Origin of the sequence: Rubritepida flocculans DSM 14296 (assembly GCF_000425365.1) — a bacterium.
GTDB lineage: Bacteria > Pseudomonadota > Alphaproteobacteria > Acetobacterales > Acetobacteraceae > Roseococcus > Roseococcus flocculans.
The window spans coordinates 152,510-168,494 of record NZ_AUDH01000003.1 but is presented as its reverse complement, the minus strand read 5'-3'; the positions used below and the strand labels follow the sequence as shown (position 1 = coordinate 168,494).

17 protein-coding genes and 1 tRNA gene are annotated in these 15,985 nt (G+C 73.0%); 8 read left to right on the top strand and 10 right to left on the bottom strand.

Annotated elements, in window-relative coordinates:
• The first annotated feature begins 48 nt into the window (after positions 1 to 48).
• Positions 49 to 135, top strand: a tRNA-Leu gene (locus tag H596_RS0104930).
• 29 nt (positions 136 to 164) lie between these two features.
• Positions 165 to 818, top strand: coding sequence for a ribonuclease D (locus H596_RS0104925; protein ID WP_027283954.1), 654 nt, complete (start codon positions 165 to 167; stop codon positions 816 to 818).
• A 138-nt stretch (positions 819 to 956) separates the two neighbouring features.
• Here the strand turns inward: H596_RS0104925 and H596_RS0104920 are convergent, their stop codons facing one another.
• The 9 genes from H596_RS0104920 to H596_RS0104880 form a co-directional block, all read right to left on the bottom strand.
• A complete protein-coding gene (locus tag H596_RS0104920) occupies positions 957 to 2,636 on the bottom strand; it encodes a cation:proton antiporter (protein ID WP_245583955.1) in 1,680 nt (559 codons plus the stop codon).
• Positions 2,633 to 3,502: a universal stress protein gene (locus H596_RS0104915; protein WP_027283952.1), complete on the bottom strand. Its 870-nt coding sequence runs from the start codon at positions 3,500 to 3,502 to the stop codon at positions 2,633 to 2,635. Before H596_RS0104915 ends, H596_RS0104920 begins: the two co-directional genes overlap by 4 nt.
• A gap of 115 nt (positions 3,503 to 3,617) precedes the next feature.
• The gene (gene hpf, locus H596_RS0104910; protein WP_027283951.1) at positions 3,618 to 4,208 is read right to left on the bottom strand and encodes a ribosome hibernation-promoting factor, HPF/YfiA family; all 591 of its coding nucleotides are present in this window, start codon (positions 4,206 to 4,208) and stop codon (positions 3,618 to 3,620) included.
• A 53-nt stretch (positions 4,209 to 4,261) separates the two neighbouring features.
• Positions 4,262 to 5,707: an RNA polymerase factor sigma-54 gene (rpoN, locus tag H596_RS0104905; RefSeq protein WP_037300048.1), complete on the bottom strand. Its 1,446-nt coding sequence runs from the start codon at positions 5,705 to 5,707 to the stop codon at positions 4,262 to 4,264.
• 114 nt (positions 5,708 to 5,821) lie between these two features.
• Positions 5,822 to 6,580: an LPS export ABC transporter ATP-binding protein gene (gene lptB / locus H596_RS0104900; protein ID WP_027283949.1), complete on the bottom strand. Its 759-nt coding sequence runs from the start codon at positions 6,578 to 6,580 to the stop codon at positions 5,822 to 5,824.
• Positions 6,577 to 7,503 (bottom strand): LptA/OstA family protein, encoded by a 927-nt coding sequence (locus H596_RS20125; RefSeq protein WP_037300046.1) that lies wholly within the window; start codon positions 7,501 to 7,503, stop codon positions 6,577 to 6,579. The genes lptB and H596_RS20125 overlap by 4 nt, the downstream gene beginning before the upstream one ends.
• Positions 7,500 to 8,192: an LPS export ABC transporter periplasmic protein LptC gene (gene lptC, locus H596_RS20120; RefSeq protein ID WP_051212399.1), complete on the bottom strand. Its 693-nt coding sequence runs from the start codon at positions 8,190 to 8,192 to the stop codon at positions 7,500 to 7,502. Before lptC ends, H596_RS20125 begins: the two co-directional genes overlap by 4 nt.
• A 298-nt stretch (positions 8,193 to 8,490) precedes the next feature.
• Positions 8,491 to 9,024 (bottom strand): demethoxyubiquinone hydroxylase family protein, encoded by a 534-nt coding sequence (locus H596_RS0104885; protein ID WP_027283948.1) that lies wholly within the window; start codon positions 9,022 to 9,024, stop codon positions 8,491 to 8,493.
• On the bottom strand, positions 9,021 to 9,494 hold the full coding sequence (locus H596_RS0104880; protein ID WP_027283947.1) for a disulfide bond formation protein B: 474 nt from the start codon (positions 9,492 to 9,494) through the stop codon (positions 9,021 to 9,023). Before H596_RS0104880 ends, H596_RS0104885 begins: the two co-directional genes overlap by 4 nt.
• Before the next feature lie 101 nt (positions 9,495 to 9,595).
• Here H596_RS0104880 and H596_RS0104875 point away from each other — a divergent pair, with 101 nt between their 5' ends.
• The 6 genes from H596_RS0104875 to H596_RS0104850 all read left to right on the top strand — a co-directional run bounded on the left by H596_RS0104875 (position 9,596) and on the right by H596_RS0104850 (position 15,190).
• Complete coding sequence (locus H596_RS0104875; protein ID WP_027283946.1) at positions 9,596 to 10,222, top strand: glutathione S-transferase family protein; 627 nt, start codon at positions 9,596 to 9,598, stop codon at positions 10,220 to 10,222.
• Positions 10,222 to 10,629 carry a cupin domain-containing protein gene (locus tag H596_RS20115; RefSeq protein ID WP_037300044.1) on the top strand — a complete coding sequence of 136 codons (408 nt, stop codon included), beginning with the start codon at positions 10,222 to 10,224 and terminating at the stop codon, positions 10,627 to 10,629. The genes H596_RS0104875 and H596_RS20115 overlap by 1 nt, the downstream gene beginning before the upstream one ends.
• A gap of 219 nt (positions 10,630 to 10,848) precedes the next feature.
• On the top strand, positions 10,849 to 11,607 hold the full coding sequence (locus H596_RS20110) for a lytic transglycosylase domain-containing protein (protein WP_051212397.1): 759 nt from the start codon (positions 10,849 to 10,851) through the stop codon (positions 11,605 to 11,607).
• 128 nt (positions 11,608 to 11,735) lie between these two features.
• Entirely contained in the window at positions 11,736 to 12,767 is a 1,032-nt protein-coding gene (locus H596_RS0104860) for an amino acid ABC transporter substrate-binding protein (RefSeq protein WP_027283945.1), read from the top strand.
• A gap of 136 nt (positions 12,768 to 12,903) precedes the next feature.
• Positions 12,904 to 14,097, top strand: coding sequence for an amino acid ABC transporter permease (locus tag H596_RS0104855; protein ID WP_027283944.1), 1,194 nt, complete (start codon positions 12,904 to 12,906; stop codon positions 14,095 to 14,097).
• Position 14,098: 1 nt separating this feature from the next.
• The gene (locus H596_RS0104850) at positions 14,099 to 15,190 is read left to right on the top strand and encodes an amino acid ABC transporter permease (protein ID WP_084602577.1); all 1,092 of its coding nucleotides are present in this window, start codon (positions 14,099 to 14,101) and stop codon (positions 15,188 to 15,190) included.
• Between the two features lie 32 nt (positions 15,191 to 15,222).
• Here the strand turns inward: H596_RS0104850 and H596_RS0104845 are convergent, their stop codons facing one another.
• Positions 15,223 to 15,960 carry an SDR family NAD(P)-dependent oxidoreductase gene (locus H596_RS0104845; RefSeq protein WP_027283942.1) on the bottom strand — a complete coding sequence of 246 codons (738 nt, stop codon included), beginning with the start codon at positions 15,958 to 15,960 and terminating at the stop codon, positions 15,223 to 15,225.
• Positions 15,961 to 15,985: the final 25 nt, after the last annotated feature.

Here is a 15,985-nt window from a genome sequence, read left to right as displayed (position 1 = left end):
GTTGACGCGCCGCGCCGGCCCCTCTATCCCCCGCCCCCACGCCGCATTGCCCAGATGGCGGAATTGGTAGACGCGCAGGTTTCAGGTACCTGTGGCCGCGAGGCCGTGGAGGTTCGAGTCCTCTTCTGGGCACCACCCTCTTTCCATCGCCGACGGGGTTCGCCATGGCGAAGACCATGTTCACGCCCACGGGCCCCATCCACCTGCATGCCCATGACCTGCCCGAGGGGCTCGATCTCGGCCCGGTGGTGGCGGTGGACACGGAGGCGATGGGCCTCAACCCGCATCGCGACCGGCTCTGCCTCGTGCAACTCTCCGCCGGCGACGGCACGGCGCATCTGGTGCAGATCCTGCCGCCCGCGCTGGGCGGGCGCGGGGGCGATGCGCCGCACCTGCGCGCCCTGCTCTCCGACCGGCGGGTGACCAAGCTCTTCCACTTCGCGCGTTTCGACGTGGCGCTGCTGCACCATGCGCTGGGCTGCGAGGTGGCGCCGGTGATCTGCACCAAGATCGCCTCCAAGCTCGTGCGCACCTACACCGACCGGCACGGGCTGAAGGATCTGCTGAAGGAGCTGCTCGGCGTCGAGATCAGCAAGCAGCAGCAATCCTCCGACTGGGGCGCGCCCGAGCTCACGCCCGAGCAATGCGCCTATGCGGCCTCGGACGTGCTGCACCTGCACGCGCTCTGGGCGCGGCTCGAGGCGCTGCTGATCCGCGAGGGGCGGCGCGAGATCGCGCAGGCCTGCTTCGATTTCCTGCCCACGCGCGGCAAGCTCGACCTGCTCGGCTACGAGGAGCCGGACCTCTTCGCGCACTGACGCGGCGGCGTATCATACCAGCGGCCGCTTGCCTTGATTCGTGAGAAGGCGGCGCGGCCGCTGGTATGCCTCTGTTTTGGCACGCCGCCGCCCGCCAACCCGGCGTGCGCGATACGTCCGGCGTGACCGCCGGCCGTATCAAGCGCCCTCCGCCAACGCCTCCGCCGCGCGGTCGGCCGCATCGGAGAAGGGCAGCAGCACCAGATCCGCCCCGCGCGCGCGCAGCGCCGCGATCTCGCCGCGGCCTTGCGCCGTCACCGCCACCCGACCGCGATAGCCCTGCGCGCGCAGCGCATCGAGCAGCGCGAGTCGGTGATCCTCGTGCGAGAGCCCGCCGGGCGGCGGCGGCGCGGCCGAGACCACCCAGCGCGCGGCGCCGAGCGGCAGGGCCGCCACCAGCTCCGGGTCGCTCGCATCGCCATAGAGGGCGGGGTGGCCCGCCTGGCGCCAGGCGCGCACCGCCTCCGGGTCGAAATCCACGCCGAGCACGGAAAGCCCCCGCGCGCGCAGCCGCCGCGCCAGCGCGCCGCCATAGCGGCCGAGGCCGATCAGCACCACATCGGCCGGCGGCGGACCCTTGCCCGCGCCATCGGCCCCCGTCTCGCGCCAGGGATGCGCGCGCTCGAACAGGCGCAGCGGCCGATCGAGCCACTCGGCCAGCCGGTGCGAGTGCAGGATCATGTAGGTGGAGAGCGCGATGGTCACGAGCCCGACCATGGTGACGAGGCCGAGCGCCCCCTCCGCCACATGGCCGAGTGCGACGCCCATCGCCATGAACACCAGCGAGAACTCGCTGATCTGCGCCACCGTCAGCCCCGCCAGCAGCCCGGTGCGCCGCCGGTAGCCCATCGCCCCCATGATGGCGACGACGATGAGCGGGTTGCCCACCAGCACGAAGAGCGAGAGCAGCAGCGCGGCCCCCGCCTGCTCGCCCAGCAGCCCGAGATCGAGCCGCGCGCCGAGTGCGACGAAGAAGAACAGCAGCAGGAAGTCCCTGAGGCTGGACAGCCGCGCGGCGATGGCCTCGCGCACGGGGGTGGAGGCGAGCGAGACGCCCGCGAGCAGCCCGCCCAGCTCCTTGCCCAGCCCCACCGCATCGCCCAGCGCGGCCAGCAGCGCGGCCCAGCCGATGGCGAAGCCGGCCAGCAGCTCCGGCGCGCGCGCGAGCCGCGCGGTGAGCGGCCCCGCGACGAAGCGGATCACGAGGCCCACGCCCAGCAGCATCAGCCCGCCGCCCAGCACCACCCGCGCGAGCCCCGCCAGCGCCGTCGCCTGCCCCTGCCCCGCCGCCAGCGCCGAAACCACCACCATGGCGAGCACCACCACGATGTCCTGCACGATGAGGAAGCCGAGCGCGATGCGCCCGTGCAGGCTGTCGATCTCGCGCTTGTCCGAGAGCAGCTTCACGATGATGATGGTGGAGGAGAAGGTGAGCGCCACCGCCACATAGAGCGCGGTGAGCGCATCCATCCCGAGCGCGAGGCAGATCAGGAAGCCGATCCCCGCGGTGAAGGCCACCTGGCCGAGCCCCGTGGCGAGCGCCACCGCGCCCAGGCTGCGCACCAGGCCGAGATCGAGCTTCAGCCCAACGAGGAAGAGCAGAACGGCGATGCCGAGCTCCGCCAGCAGGGTGATGTGCGCGTCCGACTGCGCGATGCCGAGCGCCTGCGGCCCCGCCAGGATGCCCGCCGCGATCAGCCCCACCACGAGCGGCTGGCGCAGCAGCAGCGCCGCGAATCCCACCGCCGCCGCCAGCGCCAGCAGCGCCGCGATCTCGGTGAAGGCGGAGGCGGCGATCAGCCCCTGCATCGCGCTCATGCGGGCGGGACGGCGAGCACGTCGCAGGGCGGGCGGGCGAGGATCTCCGCCGCCACGCTGCCGATCAGCGCCTGGCGCAGCACCCCCGCCCCGCGCGTGCCGAGCACGATGAGCTCCGCCCGCCACTCGCGGGCCAGCGCCGCGAGCGCCTCGGCCGGCGCGCCGAAGACGATGCGGCTGCCGGCGCCGGCGGGCAGCGCGGCGGCGGCGGCGGCGAGGCCGCGCATCGCCTCCTCGCGCACGCTCTCCTCCAGCACCGCGCCCGCGCGCTCCGCCAGCCCCGCATCGCCGAGGCCGAGGAGGCGCGGCGGCTCCAGCGCATGGGCGAGCAGCAGCGCCGCCCCGTCGAAGAGGCCGAGCGCGGCCGCCGCCTCGGGCGCGCGGGCGGCGGGGGCGGAGAAATCGGTCGCCACCAGCACGCGCCGATAGGGGCCGGAGGGGGGCTGATGGACCATCAGCACCGGCCGGGCCGCGGCGCGGATCACGCGCTCGACCGTGGTTCCGGCGAAGAGGTCGCGCAGACCGCCGCGGCGATGCTCGCCCAGCACCAGGCAGGCGGCGCGCTCGGCCTCGGCGGCGCGCAGGATGGCGGCCTCCGGCAGGCCGCGCTCCATGGCCGGGCGGCAGGGCAGCCCCACGAACTCGGGCAGCCCTTCGAGCTGGCGGGCGAGCAGCCGCCAGGCCTCCGCCTCATGCGCGCCGGCGAGGCTCGCGGGCCATTCCGCGTCCAGCACATGCAGCACCAGAAGATCCCGCCCGCCGCCGCGGGCGAGCAGCGCCGCGCGGCGCAGGGCGCGGTCCGAGCGGGCGGAGAGGTCGGTCGCGGCCAGGATGGGGCCCTTGGCCGGGCAGGGGTCCACGGTCATCCTTCAGCGCCTCCCTGGGAGGGGGATGGCAGCAGAAAGCGCCGCAGCTCACAAGCCGCGGCATGGAAAGCCCGGCCTGATCAGCCCGCGCGGCCGCGCCGAGGGCGGCCCGGGCTCACCCCGGGTCGATCCAGCCGATATGGCCGTCCTTGCGGCGATAGACGACGTTGATGCTGCGGTTGGCCGCGTTGCGGAAGACGAGCACCGGCGCGTCGGAGAGGTCGAGGCGCATCGTCGCCTCGCCCACGCTGAGCAGGTGCAGCTCCGCCGCCGGCTCGGCCACCACGGCCGGGTGCTCGGCCCCGGTGATGGCGGGGGCCTCCTCCGCGCCCTCGGGCTCGCGCACCACGTATTGGCGGGCCAGCTCGGCGGCCTCGCGCTCGGGGGCCTTGCCGCGGGCGTGCTCGTTCACCCGGCGGCGGTAGCGGCGCAGGCGCTTGGCCACATGCTCGGCCGCCTCGTCGAAGGCGCGGTGCGCGTCGGGCCCATGGCCCTCGCCGCGCATGGTCAGACCGCGGCCGGCGTGGATGTTGATGTCGCAGGCGAAATGCCCGCCGTTCGAGCCCTTGCTCTCCTTGTGGAAGGTCACCCGCGCCTCGAGCGCGTGGTCGAAATACTTCGCGGTGATGGCGCCGAGCCCCTCCTCCACATGCGCGCGCAGCGCATCGGAAGTGGCGACCTGCTTGCCGGCGACCGTGATGTGCATCTGAGCTTCGTCTCCTTCACCCAGCCGCCTGCCGGCCTTCGGGGAGGATGCCCTCAGGCCGTGGCGGCCTTCTCGCGCCTGCGCTGCACCGAACCCGGGATGCGCATCGCTTCGCGGTATTTGGCCACGGTCCGGCGCGCGATGTCCACGCCTTCCTTTCGCAGAAGCGCAACAATGGCGTCGTCGGAGAGCACGGCCTCGGGCGGCTCCGCGGCGATCATGGCGCGGATGCGGTGGCGCACGGCTTCGGCGCTCACGCTCTCGCCGCCCGCGGTGCCGGCGATGGCGGTGGTGAAGAAGTATTTCAGCTCCAGCGTGCCGCGCGGGGTGGCGATGTACTTGTTGGCGGTGACCCGGCTGACGGTGCTCTCGTGCATCTCCACCGCCTCGGCCACGTCGCGCAGGATCAGCGGGCGCAGGTGCTCCACGCCGTGGCGGAAGAAGGCGTCCTGGCGGCGCACGATCTCGCCGGCCACCTTGAGGATGGTGTTCGCGCGCTGCTCGAGGCTCTTCACCAGCCAGTTCGCGGAGGCGAGCTGCTCGGAGAGGTAGCCGCGCTGCTCCTTGTCCTTCGCCTGGACCAGCGCGCGCGCGGCGAAGCCGCGGTTGACCAGCACGCGCGGCAGGGTCTCGGGGTTGAGTTCCAGCACCCAGCCGCCATCGGGGCTCGCGCGCATCAGCACATCGGGCTGGACGGGCGAGAGGGGCGCCTCATCCGCCCCCGCGCCGGGCTTGGGATCGAGGCGGCGCAGCTCCGCCACCATCTCGGCCAGCTCCTCGGCGTCCACGCCGCAGGCGGCCATCAGCCCCTTCATGTCGCGCCGCGCGAGCAGATCGAGATGGTCGAGCAGGCGCTGCATGAAGGGATCGAGCCGGCCCTGCTCCTCGAGCTGCACGGCCAGGCACTCGCGCAGGTCGCGGCAGAACATCCCCACCGGCTCGAAGCGCTGCATGGCGCGGCGGATGCGCTCGACCTCCTCCGGCGCCGCGCCGAGGCGGGCGGCGAGGCGCGCGCTGTCGAGCGCCAGCCGGCCCGAGGGCTCGACCAGGGCGAGCAGGGCGGCCGCGATCACCCGCTCGCGCGGGGCGGCGAAGGAGAGGCGGATCTGCTCCGCGAGGCGCTCGCGCAGCCCGGGGCCGGCGGCGGGCATCTCCTCGATGCCGGAGAGATCGTCCGCGAAATCCGTCCGGCCGCCGCTGCCGAGGCTGGGGCGGAAGGCCTCGCCCTCGTCCAGCACATTGGAATAATCGGCGTCGAGGGGCGCCTCGGCGAGGGTCTCGGCGCGGGCGGCCTCGGCCGAATCGGCGGGCGGGGGGGCTTCGGCCACCGGAACGGCGCGCGCCTCCTCCGCCTCCAGCAGCGGGTTGCGGGCGAGTTCCTCCTCCACGAAGGCCATCACCTCGAGGTTGGAGGATTGCAGCAGCTTGATGGCCTGCCGCAGTTGCGGCGTCATCACCAGCGACTGCGACTGCCGCAGGTCGAGGCGGGGGGAGAGCATGGTCAGCCCCGCACGGCCGGCAGGGTTGCTGTGGCGGCTGCCGGCACGGCGGGGGAAACAGCCTTCCGCCGTGCCGGCAGGGTTGGTGTGGCGGCTGCCGGCACGGCGGGAAAATTAAAGACTGAACTTCTCGCCGAGATAGACCCGGCGCACGCCCTCATGCGCCACCACATCCTTCGGCAGCCCCTCCATGAGCACCTGCCCGTCGTGCATGATGTAGGCGCGGTCGATGATCTCCAGCGTCTCGCGCACATTGTGGTCGGTGATGAGCACGCCGATGCCGCGGTCCTTCAGGTGCTTCACCAGGTCGCGGATTTCGGCCACCGCGATGGGGTCGATGCCCGCCAGCGGCTCGTCGAGCAGGATGTAGGCGGGGTGGGTGGCGAGAGCCCGCGCGATCTCGCAGCGCCGGCGCTCGCCGCCCGAGAGCGAGAGGGCGGGGGCGCGGCGCAGATGGGCGATGCCGAACTCCGCGAGCAGGCTGTCCAGCATCTCCTCGCGCCGGTCGCGCCGGGGCTCGACCACCTCCAGCGCGGCGCGGATGTTGTCCTCCACCGAGAGGCCGCGGAAGATCGAGGCCTCCTGCGGCAGGTAGCCGAGGCCGAGCCGCGCGCGGCGGTACATGGGCAGATGCGTCACGTCCGCGCCGTCGAGCGTCACCGTGCCCTCGTCGGGCTGCACGAGGCCGGTGATCATGTAGAAGGTGGTGGTCTTGCCCGCGCCGTTGGGCCCGAGCAGCCCCACCGCCTCGCCGCGACGCAGGTTGAGCGAGACGCCGCGCACCACCGGCCGCTTGCGGTAGCGCTTGCCGAGGCCGGTGGCGACGAGGCCCGGCGCGCCGCCCTCGATGGCGGTGAGGCTCGGCTTGCTCATCGGCGCTCTCCTGCCGGGGCGGGGCGCTGGGCGGGGCCGGGCGCCGCGCCCCCTTGCTGGGTCTGGGGCGAGACGATGCCCTGCACGCGCTGGCCCGGCTGGCCCACGAGGCGCGAGACGCCCGTGTTGAGGTTCACCAGCGCCTCGCGCCCGTTGATCTGGTTGGGGCCGCGGGTGATGCGCACATCGCCCAGGATGCGCGCGAGGCCGGTGGCGGCGGAATAGACGCCGCGCTCGCCGCGCACCACCTCGGTCTCGGTGCGGATTTCGACATTCCCGAACAGTTCCACCCGGTCGAGCCGGCCCTGGCCGGGCGGGCGGGGGGCCGCCCCCTCCGTGCCGGGGCGCGCGGCCACGGTCTGGGCGGGCGCGGGGGGTTCCTCCAGCAGATAGGCCACGATGACATCGGCCGTGATCCGCCGGTTGTCCTGGGTGGTGATGACGGCCGCGCCGCGCGCCACCGCCATGCGCCGCTGCGTCCAGTATTCCAGGCTGTCGCGCGCGGTGATGGTCTGCTGCGGGGTGGTGAGGGTGGGGGTGCGGCCGGAGAGGACGAGCACCGCCTGGTCCATGTCATAGACGGCGCGCTCGCCGGTCGCGGTGTCGGTGGCGGTGAAGACGCGCACGCCGCCCTCGGCCTCGAAGCGCCAGATCTCGCTCTGGCCGCCGGTGGGGTCGGCGCCGACGGGCGGGGCCGTGCTGCCGGCCACCGGGCGGTAGCGCGCGATCAGCCGCTCGGCCTCCACCGTGGTGCCGTCGCGGCTGGCGCGGGCCTGGCCGCGGGCCACCACCACCTGCTCGGCCTGGCGCCACTCCATGCCGTCGCGCGCGGTGATGTCCACCGGCCCGCCCTGGCTGAGGTCGATGGTCTGGGCCGCCGCGGCGAGCGGCAGCAGCGCGAGCAGCAGGGCGATGCGCCTCATCGCTGGCGCCCTTCCAGCACGGCGTGGGACTGGCCGGTGAAGACCAGCACCGCGCCGCGCTCGCGCATCTCGAAGCCCTCGGCGCGGATCACGCCGAAACTGCCCTGGGCCAGGGTGGGCTTGTCGCCGCGGGCGCTGCCGTCCGCGATGTCCACCTCGGCTTCCTCGGTGCGGAACATGGTGCCGTTGTCGTGGAAAATGGTGACCTCGCCCTGAAGCTCGAGGCTCTGCGCCGCGCGGTCGTAGCGGCCGCGGCGGGCTTCGGCATAGACCCAGGCCGCGCCGTCGTTCAGCAGCATGTCGGCGCGGGGATCCTCGAGCAGCACCAGCTCGCGCTCGCCCTCCTCGCGCAGCAGGCGGGCGAGGCGGGCGGTGACGGTGTAGGGGCGGTTCTGCTCGTCCGCACCCTGGTAGCGCGGCTCGGTGACCTGCAGCGCCTCGGGCGCGAGGGCGGGACCGCGACGGAAGGAGAGCCGGCCCTCGCGCCCCTCGATGTCGGGCCAGAACAGAAGCAGCGCGAAGAGGCTCGCGGCCAGCAGCGGCATGGCGAGCTTCGCGGCCCGGACCATGAGCCTCCGGCGCGCGAGTTCCCGCGCGCTGGGGGCGCGCCGCGCGCGCGAGGGGGCGAGGCGGCGGCGGCGCTCCTCGGGCGGGGTGGCGAAATCGGCCCGGACGACGCGCTCGCTCATGCGGCGCCCCGGCGGCGGGGCGCGCGGCGGAAAGCCAGGGGGCCGCGCGCGGCTGGGGGGGAGGCGAACGACACGCCTCTCCTATGGGGGCAGGGGCCGCCCCCGGTCAAGGCAAGGATCGTGCCAAGGCGGGGCTCATACCAGCGGCCGCTGATTTCGACTCCTGAGGAGCCGGCGCGGCCGCTGGTGTGCCTTTGTGCGGGCGCGCAGCCGCCACGCCGGGTCCCATCGAAGCAAAGCTTCGATGGGTGCCCGCCAACCCTGCGCGCGTTACGGTCGGCATGTCATGCCGACGGTGTCAGACCCGCTCGGCCACCTTGATCGCCACCTTGCAGCCCAGCTTGATGGCCGCGGAGAGCAGGCGGTAGCCGGGCGTCAGCTCCGCCTCGTTGGCGAGGCCGATGTCGCGGTGCTCCAGCTCCTCGGCGCGGAAGCGGGCGATGTCGGCGCGCAGTTCGGCCTCGTCCTCGCCCAGATTCTCCTCCTGGGCGCGGTAGTGCTCGTCGATCGCCTCCTCCACGGCCACGGTGCAGGCCATGGCGGCGCGCGGGCCCATGGCGGCGGTGGCGGCGCCCAGCGCGAATCCGGCCACATGCCAGAAGGGCAGCAGGGCGGTGGGACGCACGCGCCGCTCCGCGATCAGGCGGGAGAAGGTGTCGAGGTGCTCCTGCTCCTGCTCCTGCATGTGGCGGATGGTGGGCTCGTGCTTCGTGCCGCGAAGCACGGCGAGCTGGCCCTGGTAGATCCGCTTCGCGCCGTATTCGCCGGCATGGTCCACGCGGATCACGCGCTCCAGATAGCGCCGGGGGGTGGTGGCGGGGGTGGTGCTCATGCGGTGCGGCTCCGTCGGGCGAGGCCGAGGGCGAAGACGCCCAGGGCCAGCGCATAGATCAGGTTAAGCCCGGCCATGGAAAGGGGCAGGCCGGGGATGAGGAAGGCGGGCTCGTCACAGGGCTTGGCGGGGGCGGGGCGCAGCGCGGCCAGCAGATCCTCCACGCTCGCGCCCGTGCCGGCCGAGACGGCGGCGCAGCCGGGCAGCGGCGAGGGCCACCAGCCCGCCTCCACGCCCAGGTGGAAGGCCGCGATGGCGCCCGAGGCGAGCACCGCCCCCCCGGCGAGCGCCAGCATCCAGGGCCGGCGCAGAACGAAGGCGGCGAGCAGGGCGAGCCCCGCCGCCGCCCAGTAGGGCCAGCGCTGCCAGAGGCAGAGCTCGCAGGGCACGAGGCCGAGCCAGCTCTCCGTGCCGCGCGCGAGGAGCGGCGCGGCGGCGGCCAGGGCGGCGATGGCGAGGGCGCTGCGCATCGCCCCATTGCACCGCAGCACGCCGCCCCCCGGCAAGGGGCGGCGGTTCCCCCCTGCCCCGCCCTGGCCTAGCCTCTCGCCCGTCCGGAGGGAGGAATGCGATGCTGAGGATCTGGGGGCGGGCCAACTCGTCCAACGTGATGAAGGTGCTCTGGCTGTGCGAGGAGCTGGGGCTCGCCTTCGAGCGCATCGACGCGGGCGGGGCTTTCGGCCGGACGAAGGAGCCGGCCTACCTCGCCATGAACCCGAACGCCCGGGTGCCCACCATCGAGGAGCCGGACGGCTTCACCCTGTGGGAGAGCAACACGATCTGCCGCTACCTCGTCGCCACCCATGCGCCGGGCCATGCGCTGCACCCGGCCGAGCCCCGTGCGCGCGCGCGGATCGAGCGCTGGATGGACTGGCAGCTCGGCCATCTCAACGCGCCGATGACCACGCTCTTTTTCACCTATGTCCGCACGCCGGAGGAGAAGCGCAACTGGCCCGCCACCCACGCCGCGCGCGACGAGGCGGAGGCGCTGTGGGACATGGTGGAGGGCGCGCTGGAGGGGCGGGACTTCCTGGGCGGGCCGGCGCTCAGCCTCGCCGACATCGCCCTCGGGCCCTATCTGCACCGCTGGCTGTCCCTGCCCATCGCGCGCAAGCCCCAGCCGCGACTCGCCGCCTGGTATGGGCGGCTGTGCCGGCGCCCGGGCTACAACCGCCATGTCGCCGTGGAGATGAGCTGATGCCCGACACGCCCGCCCCGCCCGCCGCAACGGGCCGCACCACCGTCAGCCACGCCGCCGACCGGGCCTTCGATCCGGGGCTGCGCGCCTTCTTCGCCTATGGCGGCCTCGGCATCGCCGAGGCCACGGGCGGGCGCTTCGGCGCGCATGTGATTCGCGCCGTGCCGGGCCGGCACGCCGAGCCGCAATGGCACCTGCACGAGCTCGACTTCCAGATGGTCTGGGTGGTGAAGGGCTGGGTGCGCTTCGAATACGAGGACATCGGCGAGGTGACTCTGACCGCCGGCAGCGCCGTCTATCAGCCGCCGCGCATCCGCCACCGGGAGCTCGCGCATTCCGACGACCTCGAGCTGGTGGAGATCACCTCGCCGGCGGAGTTCGTCACGCGGGCCGCGCCCGCGCCCTGAACGGGGCGAAAAAAATGGCGGTGCGTTGCCGCACCGCCGAGTTTAGGGAGGAAACGTCCAAGAAAGCAGGCAGAGACCGAAATCCCTGCCGCCCCCCACATGTAGGCCGGAGATCGCTCGCATGCAAGTGACCTTTTGCATTGCAGCATTGCATCCGCGCCATTTGATCCATGCCCGCAACAAGGGGCTTCCTGGCACGGCGGTTGCGCAGGGGGGCGCATGGCGCGCCCCTCCCCGCTTGCCCTTCTCCTGCTGGTCCTCGCCCTGTGCGGCCCGCTGCCGGCCCGCGCCAGCGCCGATCCCACCGCGCTCTGCCGCGCCGCCATCGCCCGGGCGGAGCAGGAGGCGAACATTCCCCCCGGGCTGCTGCAGGCCATCGGGCGCGTGGAATCGGGCCGCCGCAACCCGGAGACGGGCAGTTTCGGCCCCTGGCCCTGGACCATTCATGCCGAGGGGCGCGGCCAATTCTTCCCGGACCGGGCAAGCGCGGTCGCCGCGGTGCGGGACATGCAGGGCCGCGGGGTGCGGCTGATAGACGTGGGCTGCATGCAGGTGAACCTGCACCATCACCCCCGCGCCTTCGCGAGCCTGGAGGAAGCCTTCGACCCCTGGGCCAACGCCCGCTACGCCGCGCGCTTCCTCACCGAACTCCATGCCGCCCGATCCGACTGGATGGCGGCGGCGGGCCACTACCATTCCCACACGCCGGAACTCGCCGAGGCCTATCGCGGCCGGGTGCGCCAGGCCTGGCCCGAGGCGCAGGCGCGCCTCGCCGAGGACCGGGCGCTGGGCGCGCGCCTCGCCGGGCTTCCCGCGGCGCCCGTCGCGCTCTCCCTCTCCAACCGCGCCGAGCGCGCGCAGGTCATCGCCGCCCCGGCCGGGAGCGGGCGCGGCCTCGACGCCTACCGCGCCCAGCCCGTCCCGCTCGCCTCGCGGGCGTTTCTTGCCGCAGGCGCGGGCGCTTCGCCCCGGCGGTGAGCAGCGCGCGGCGCGGGCCGCGCATGACGCCGCGGCAATCCTCTTGAAAGACTATCCCGATGCGGGCACATGGCAGCCCGGCCGGGAGGGCATACCTCGCCGGGGAGAGACGAAGGGACACAAGAAACATGAAATTGACCGCGTTCGCCGCCGCCGCGGCGGCGTTCCTCGCCTTCGGGCCCGTGGAGGCCCTGGCGGGCCGCGATCTCGACCAGATCCGCCAGCGCGGCGTGATGCGCTGCGGCGTGCAGGCCCCCTCCAACCCCGGCTTCGGCTTCCCGAATGCGCAGGGCGTCTGGCAGGGCTTCAACGTCGAGATCTGCCGCGCGGTGGCCATCACCATCTTCGGTGATCCGAACCGCGTGGAGTTCGTCCCCGTCACGACGCAGAGCCGCTTCCCGGCGCTCGCTTCGGGCGAGGTGGACATCCTCTCCAACAACTCGACCTGGACGCTGACGCGCGATTCCAACGTCAACCGCTTCAACTTCCCGGCCATCGTCTTCTACGACGGCCAGTCCATGATGGTGCCGCGCCGGCTGAACATCACCAGCGCGCGCCAGCTCAACGGCGCCACCGTCTGCGTGCAGCCCGGCACCACCACCGAGCTGAACCTCGCCGACTACTTCCGCCAGCACAACATGCGCTTCACGCCGGTGGTGGTGGCCGACCTCGACGAGCTGCGCCGCGCCTATGACAGCGGCCGCTGCGACGTCTTCACCAACGACTTCGCCGCGCTCGCCGCCCAGCGCACCCTGCTCTCCCGCCCGCAGGACCATGTGATCCTGCCCGAGCGCATCTCCAAGGAGCCGCTCGGCCCCGTGATCCGCCAGGGCGACGAGGAGCTGACCAACATCGTCGCCTGGACGGTCTTCGCGCTCATCGACGCGGAGGAGATGGGCATCACCCAGGCCAATGTGGAGCAGATCGCCGCCAGCTCGACCAACCCCATCGTGCGCCGCCTGCTCGGCGTCGAGGGCAACATGGGCGAGAGCCTGGGCGCGGCGCGGGCCGACTATGCGCGGCAGATCATCCGCACCTTCGGCAACTACGGCGAGATCTACGAGCGCTGGCTGGGCGAGCGCACGCCGCTCGGCCTCGAGCGCGGCATGAACCGCACCTGGAACAACGGCGGCCTGCTCTACGCGCCCCCGGCGCGCTGAGAACGCCGCACCGGGCCGGGCCTCCTGCGCGGGGCCCGGCCCGCCTCTCCCGCGCCGCCGCCGCGCGCGCGGACCGCCAGCCCCGACCTCTTTCCTGCGCGGCGACGCGAAGGCCGGCCCGAGGGAGCCGCCCCCGATGAGTTCCACCAGCACCACCAGCGCCGGGATGCCGGCCGCCAAGCCCCTCATCCCCCTGCCCTCGCCCACCACGCTGCGCGGCCTGATGTGGCAGGCGCTGCTCGCCGCCGCCGTGGTGCTGCTGGGCTGGTGGTTCTACAACAACATGCTGGCCAACATGGCCGCGCGCGGGCTGCAGTTCGGCTTCGGCTTCCTCGGCCGCTCCGCCGGCATCCCGATCGGCGAGGCCATCATCCCCTACACCCCGGCCGACACCTATCAGCGCGCCCTGACCGTGGGGCTGCTGAACACGCTGCGCGTGGCGGTGGCGGGCATCGCGCTCGCCACCATCCTCGGCATCGCGCTCGGCCTCGCGCGCCTCTCCTCGAACCCGCTGCTGCGGGCGCTGACGGGCGGCTACATCGAGGTGATCCGCAACACGCCGCTCGTGCTGCAGCTCGTCTTCTGGCACGCCATCATCCTGCAGCTTCCCTCGGTGCGGCAGGCGCTGAACCCGCTGCCGGGCGTCTTCCTCTCGCAGCGCGGGCTGAAGCTGCCGGTCTTCCTGGCGGACGAGGCGCTGGCCTCGGCGCTGCTCGCGCTGCTCGCCGCCGCCATCCTCTGGATCGGGCTCCTGCGGCGCGAGGCGGCGCGCCAGGCCGCGACGGGCGAGCGCCGCTCCACCCTGCTGCCCGGCCTCGCCCTGCTCGTCGCCCTGCCGCTGCTCTCCGCCGCGCTGGTGGGCGCGCCCGCCTGGGACTGGCCGGAGCTCGCGGGCTTCAACTTCCAGGGCGGCGTCACCCTCTCGCCCGAGTTCTTCGCCCTGCTGCTCGGGCTCGTGATCTACACCGCGGCCTTCATCGCCGAGATCGTGCGCGCCGGCATCCAGTCCGTGCACAAGGGGCAGTGGGAGGCGGCGCGCGCGCTGGGCCTGCCGGGGGGGCGCATCATGCGCCTCGTCATCCTGCCGCAGGCGCTGCGCGTCATCATCCCGCCGCTCACCTCGCAGTACCTGAACCTGACGAAGAACAGCTCGCTCGCCGTGGTCATCGGCTACCCCGATCTCGTCTCCGTCTCCAACACCTCGATCAACCAGACGGGCCAGGCGGTGGAGGTCATCTCCATCTTCATGGCGGTCTATCTGATCATCTCGCTCGTCACCTCGCTGCTGATGAACCTCTACAACCGCGCCGTGGCGCTGAAGGAGCGGTGAGATGTCCGCCACCCTCGCCCCCGCCAAGCCCGCCCCCGCCCTGCCCGGCCTTGCCGCGCGCGCGCGGGATTTCGTGAAGGCCTGCTTCAACGGGCCGCTCAACATCGCCATCAGCCTCGCCTGCATCGCGCTGCTCGTCTGGCTCGTGCCGCCGCTGTTCCGCTGGGCGGTGCTGGAGGCGACCTGGGAGGGCACGGCGCAGAGCTGCCGGCAGAACGCGGGCGCCTGCTGGGCCTTCATCCGCGAGAAGTTCTGGTTCTCCGTCTTCGGCCTCTATCCGTTCGAGGAGCGCTGGCGCCCGGCCAGCATGCTGGCCATCCTGGTCGTCATGGTGGTCGCCTCCACCATCCGCCGCTTCTGGAACCGCTGGCTGCTGCTGGGCTGGGCCATCGCCGCGCCGGCCATGTGGGTGCTGATGCAGGGCGGCGTCTTCGGCCTGCCCTACGTGCAGACGCGCCAATGGGGCGGGCTGACCATCACGGGCATCATCGCCGTCTACGGGCTGGCGCTGGGCTATCCGCTCTCCATCCTGCTCGCGCTCGGGCGGCGGTCGAAGCTCACGCTCGTTCGCTGGTTCTGCACCGCCATCATCGAGTGCGTGCGCGGCGTGCCGCTGATCTCGCTGCTGTTCATGGCGGCGATCATGCTGCCGCTCTTCCTGCCCCAGGGCGTCACTGTGGACCGGCTGATCCGCGTGCTCTTCGCCTACACGCTCTTCACCGCCGCCTACATGGCCGAGGTGGTGCGCGGCGGGCTGCAGGCCATGCCGCGCGGCCAGTACGAGGCGGCCGACAGCCTCGGCCTCACCTACTGGCAGAAGATGCGCCTGATCATCCTGCCCCAGGCGCTCACCATCACGATCCCCGCGCAGGTGAACACCTTCATCGGCCTGTTCAAGGACACGACGCTGGTGGTGGTGATCGGCGTGTTCGACTTCTTCACCACGCTGCGCGCCTCGCTGGGCGATCCGAACTGGCTCGGCTTCCCGACCGAGGCCTATGTCTATGCGGCGGCCGTGTATTTCGTGCTGTGCTACGCCATGTCGCGCTACAGCCAGCGGCTGGAGAGGGAGTTCAGGCCCGGCGCGCGCTGATCGCGGCGCGCGCTCGCGCCGCGCGCATCAAATCAATACACCGCCCGCCCGCCCGAGACGTCGAACACCGCCCCCGTGGTGAAGGAGACGGCGTCCGAGGCGCAGAAGGCCGCCATCTCCGCGATCTCCTCGGGCAGGCCGAAGCGGCCCAGGGGAATCTTCGACTTCATCCAGGCGATCTGCTCGGGGCTCATCTGCGCGAAGAGATCCGTCTCCACTGCCGCGGGGGCGAGGCAGTTCACGCGGATCGCGGTCTCGGCCAGTTCCTTGCCGAGCGACTTGGTCAGCGCGATCACGCCCGCCTTCGCGGCCGAATAGGCGCTGGCGTTGGGGTTGCCCTCCTTGCCCGCGATGCTCGCGATGGTCACGATCCGCCCGCGATCGCGCGCGCGCATCCCGGGCAGCACGGCCCGGCAGCAGAGGAAGACCCCCACGAGATCCACCTCCACCACGCGCCGCCACGCCTCGATGGGATAGTCCTCCAGCCGGTGGTTCGGCCCCGTGATGCCGGCATTGGCCACCAGGATGTCGCAGGGGCCGAGCGCGGCCTCGGAGCGCGCGAGCGCCGCCTCCACCGCCGCCGCATCCGTCACGTCCAGCACCTCGGCATGGCCGCGGAGCTCCGCCGCGGCGGCCGCGGCGGCCGCGCCGTCCTGGTCCCAGATGGCCAGCCGCGCGCCCCCTGCGGCGAGCCGCCGGGCGATGGCGAGGCCGAGGCCGCGCGCGCCCCCGGTCACCACCGCCATCCGCCCCGCGAAGCCCCGCTCCATCGCCTCCCCCCTCGTCTTGCCGGCG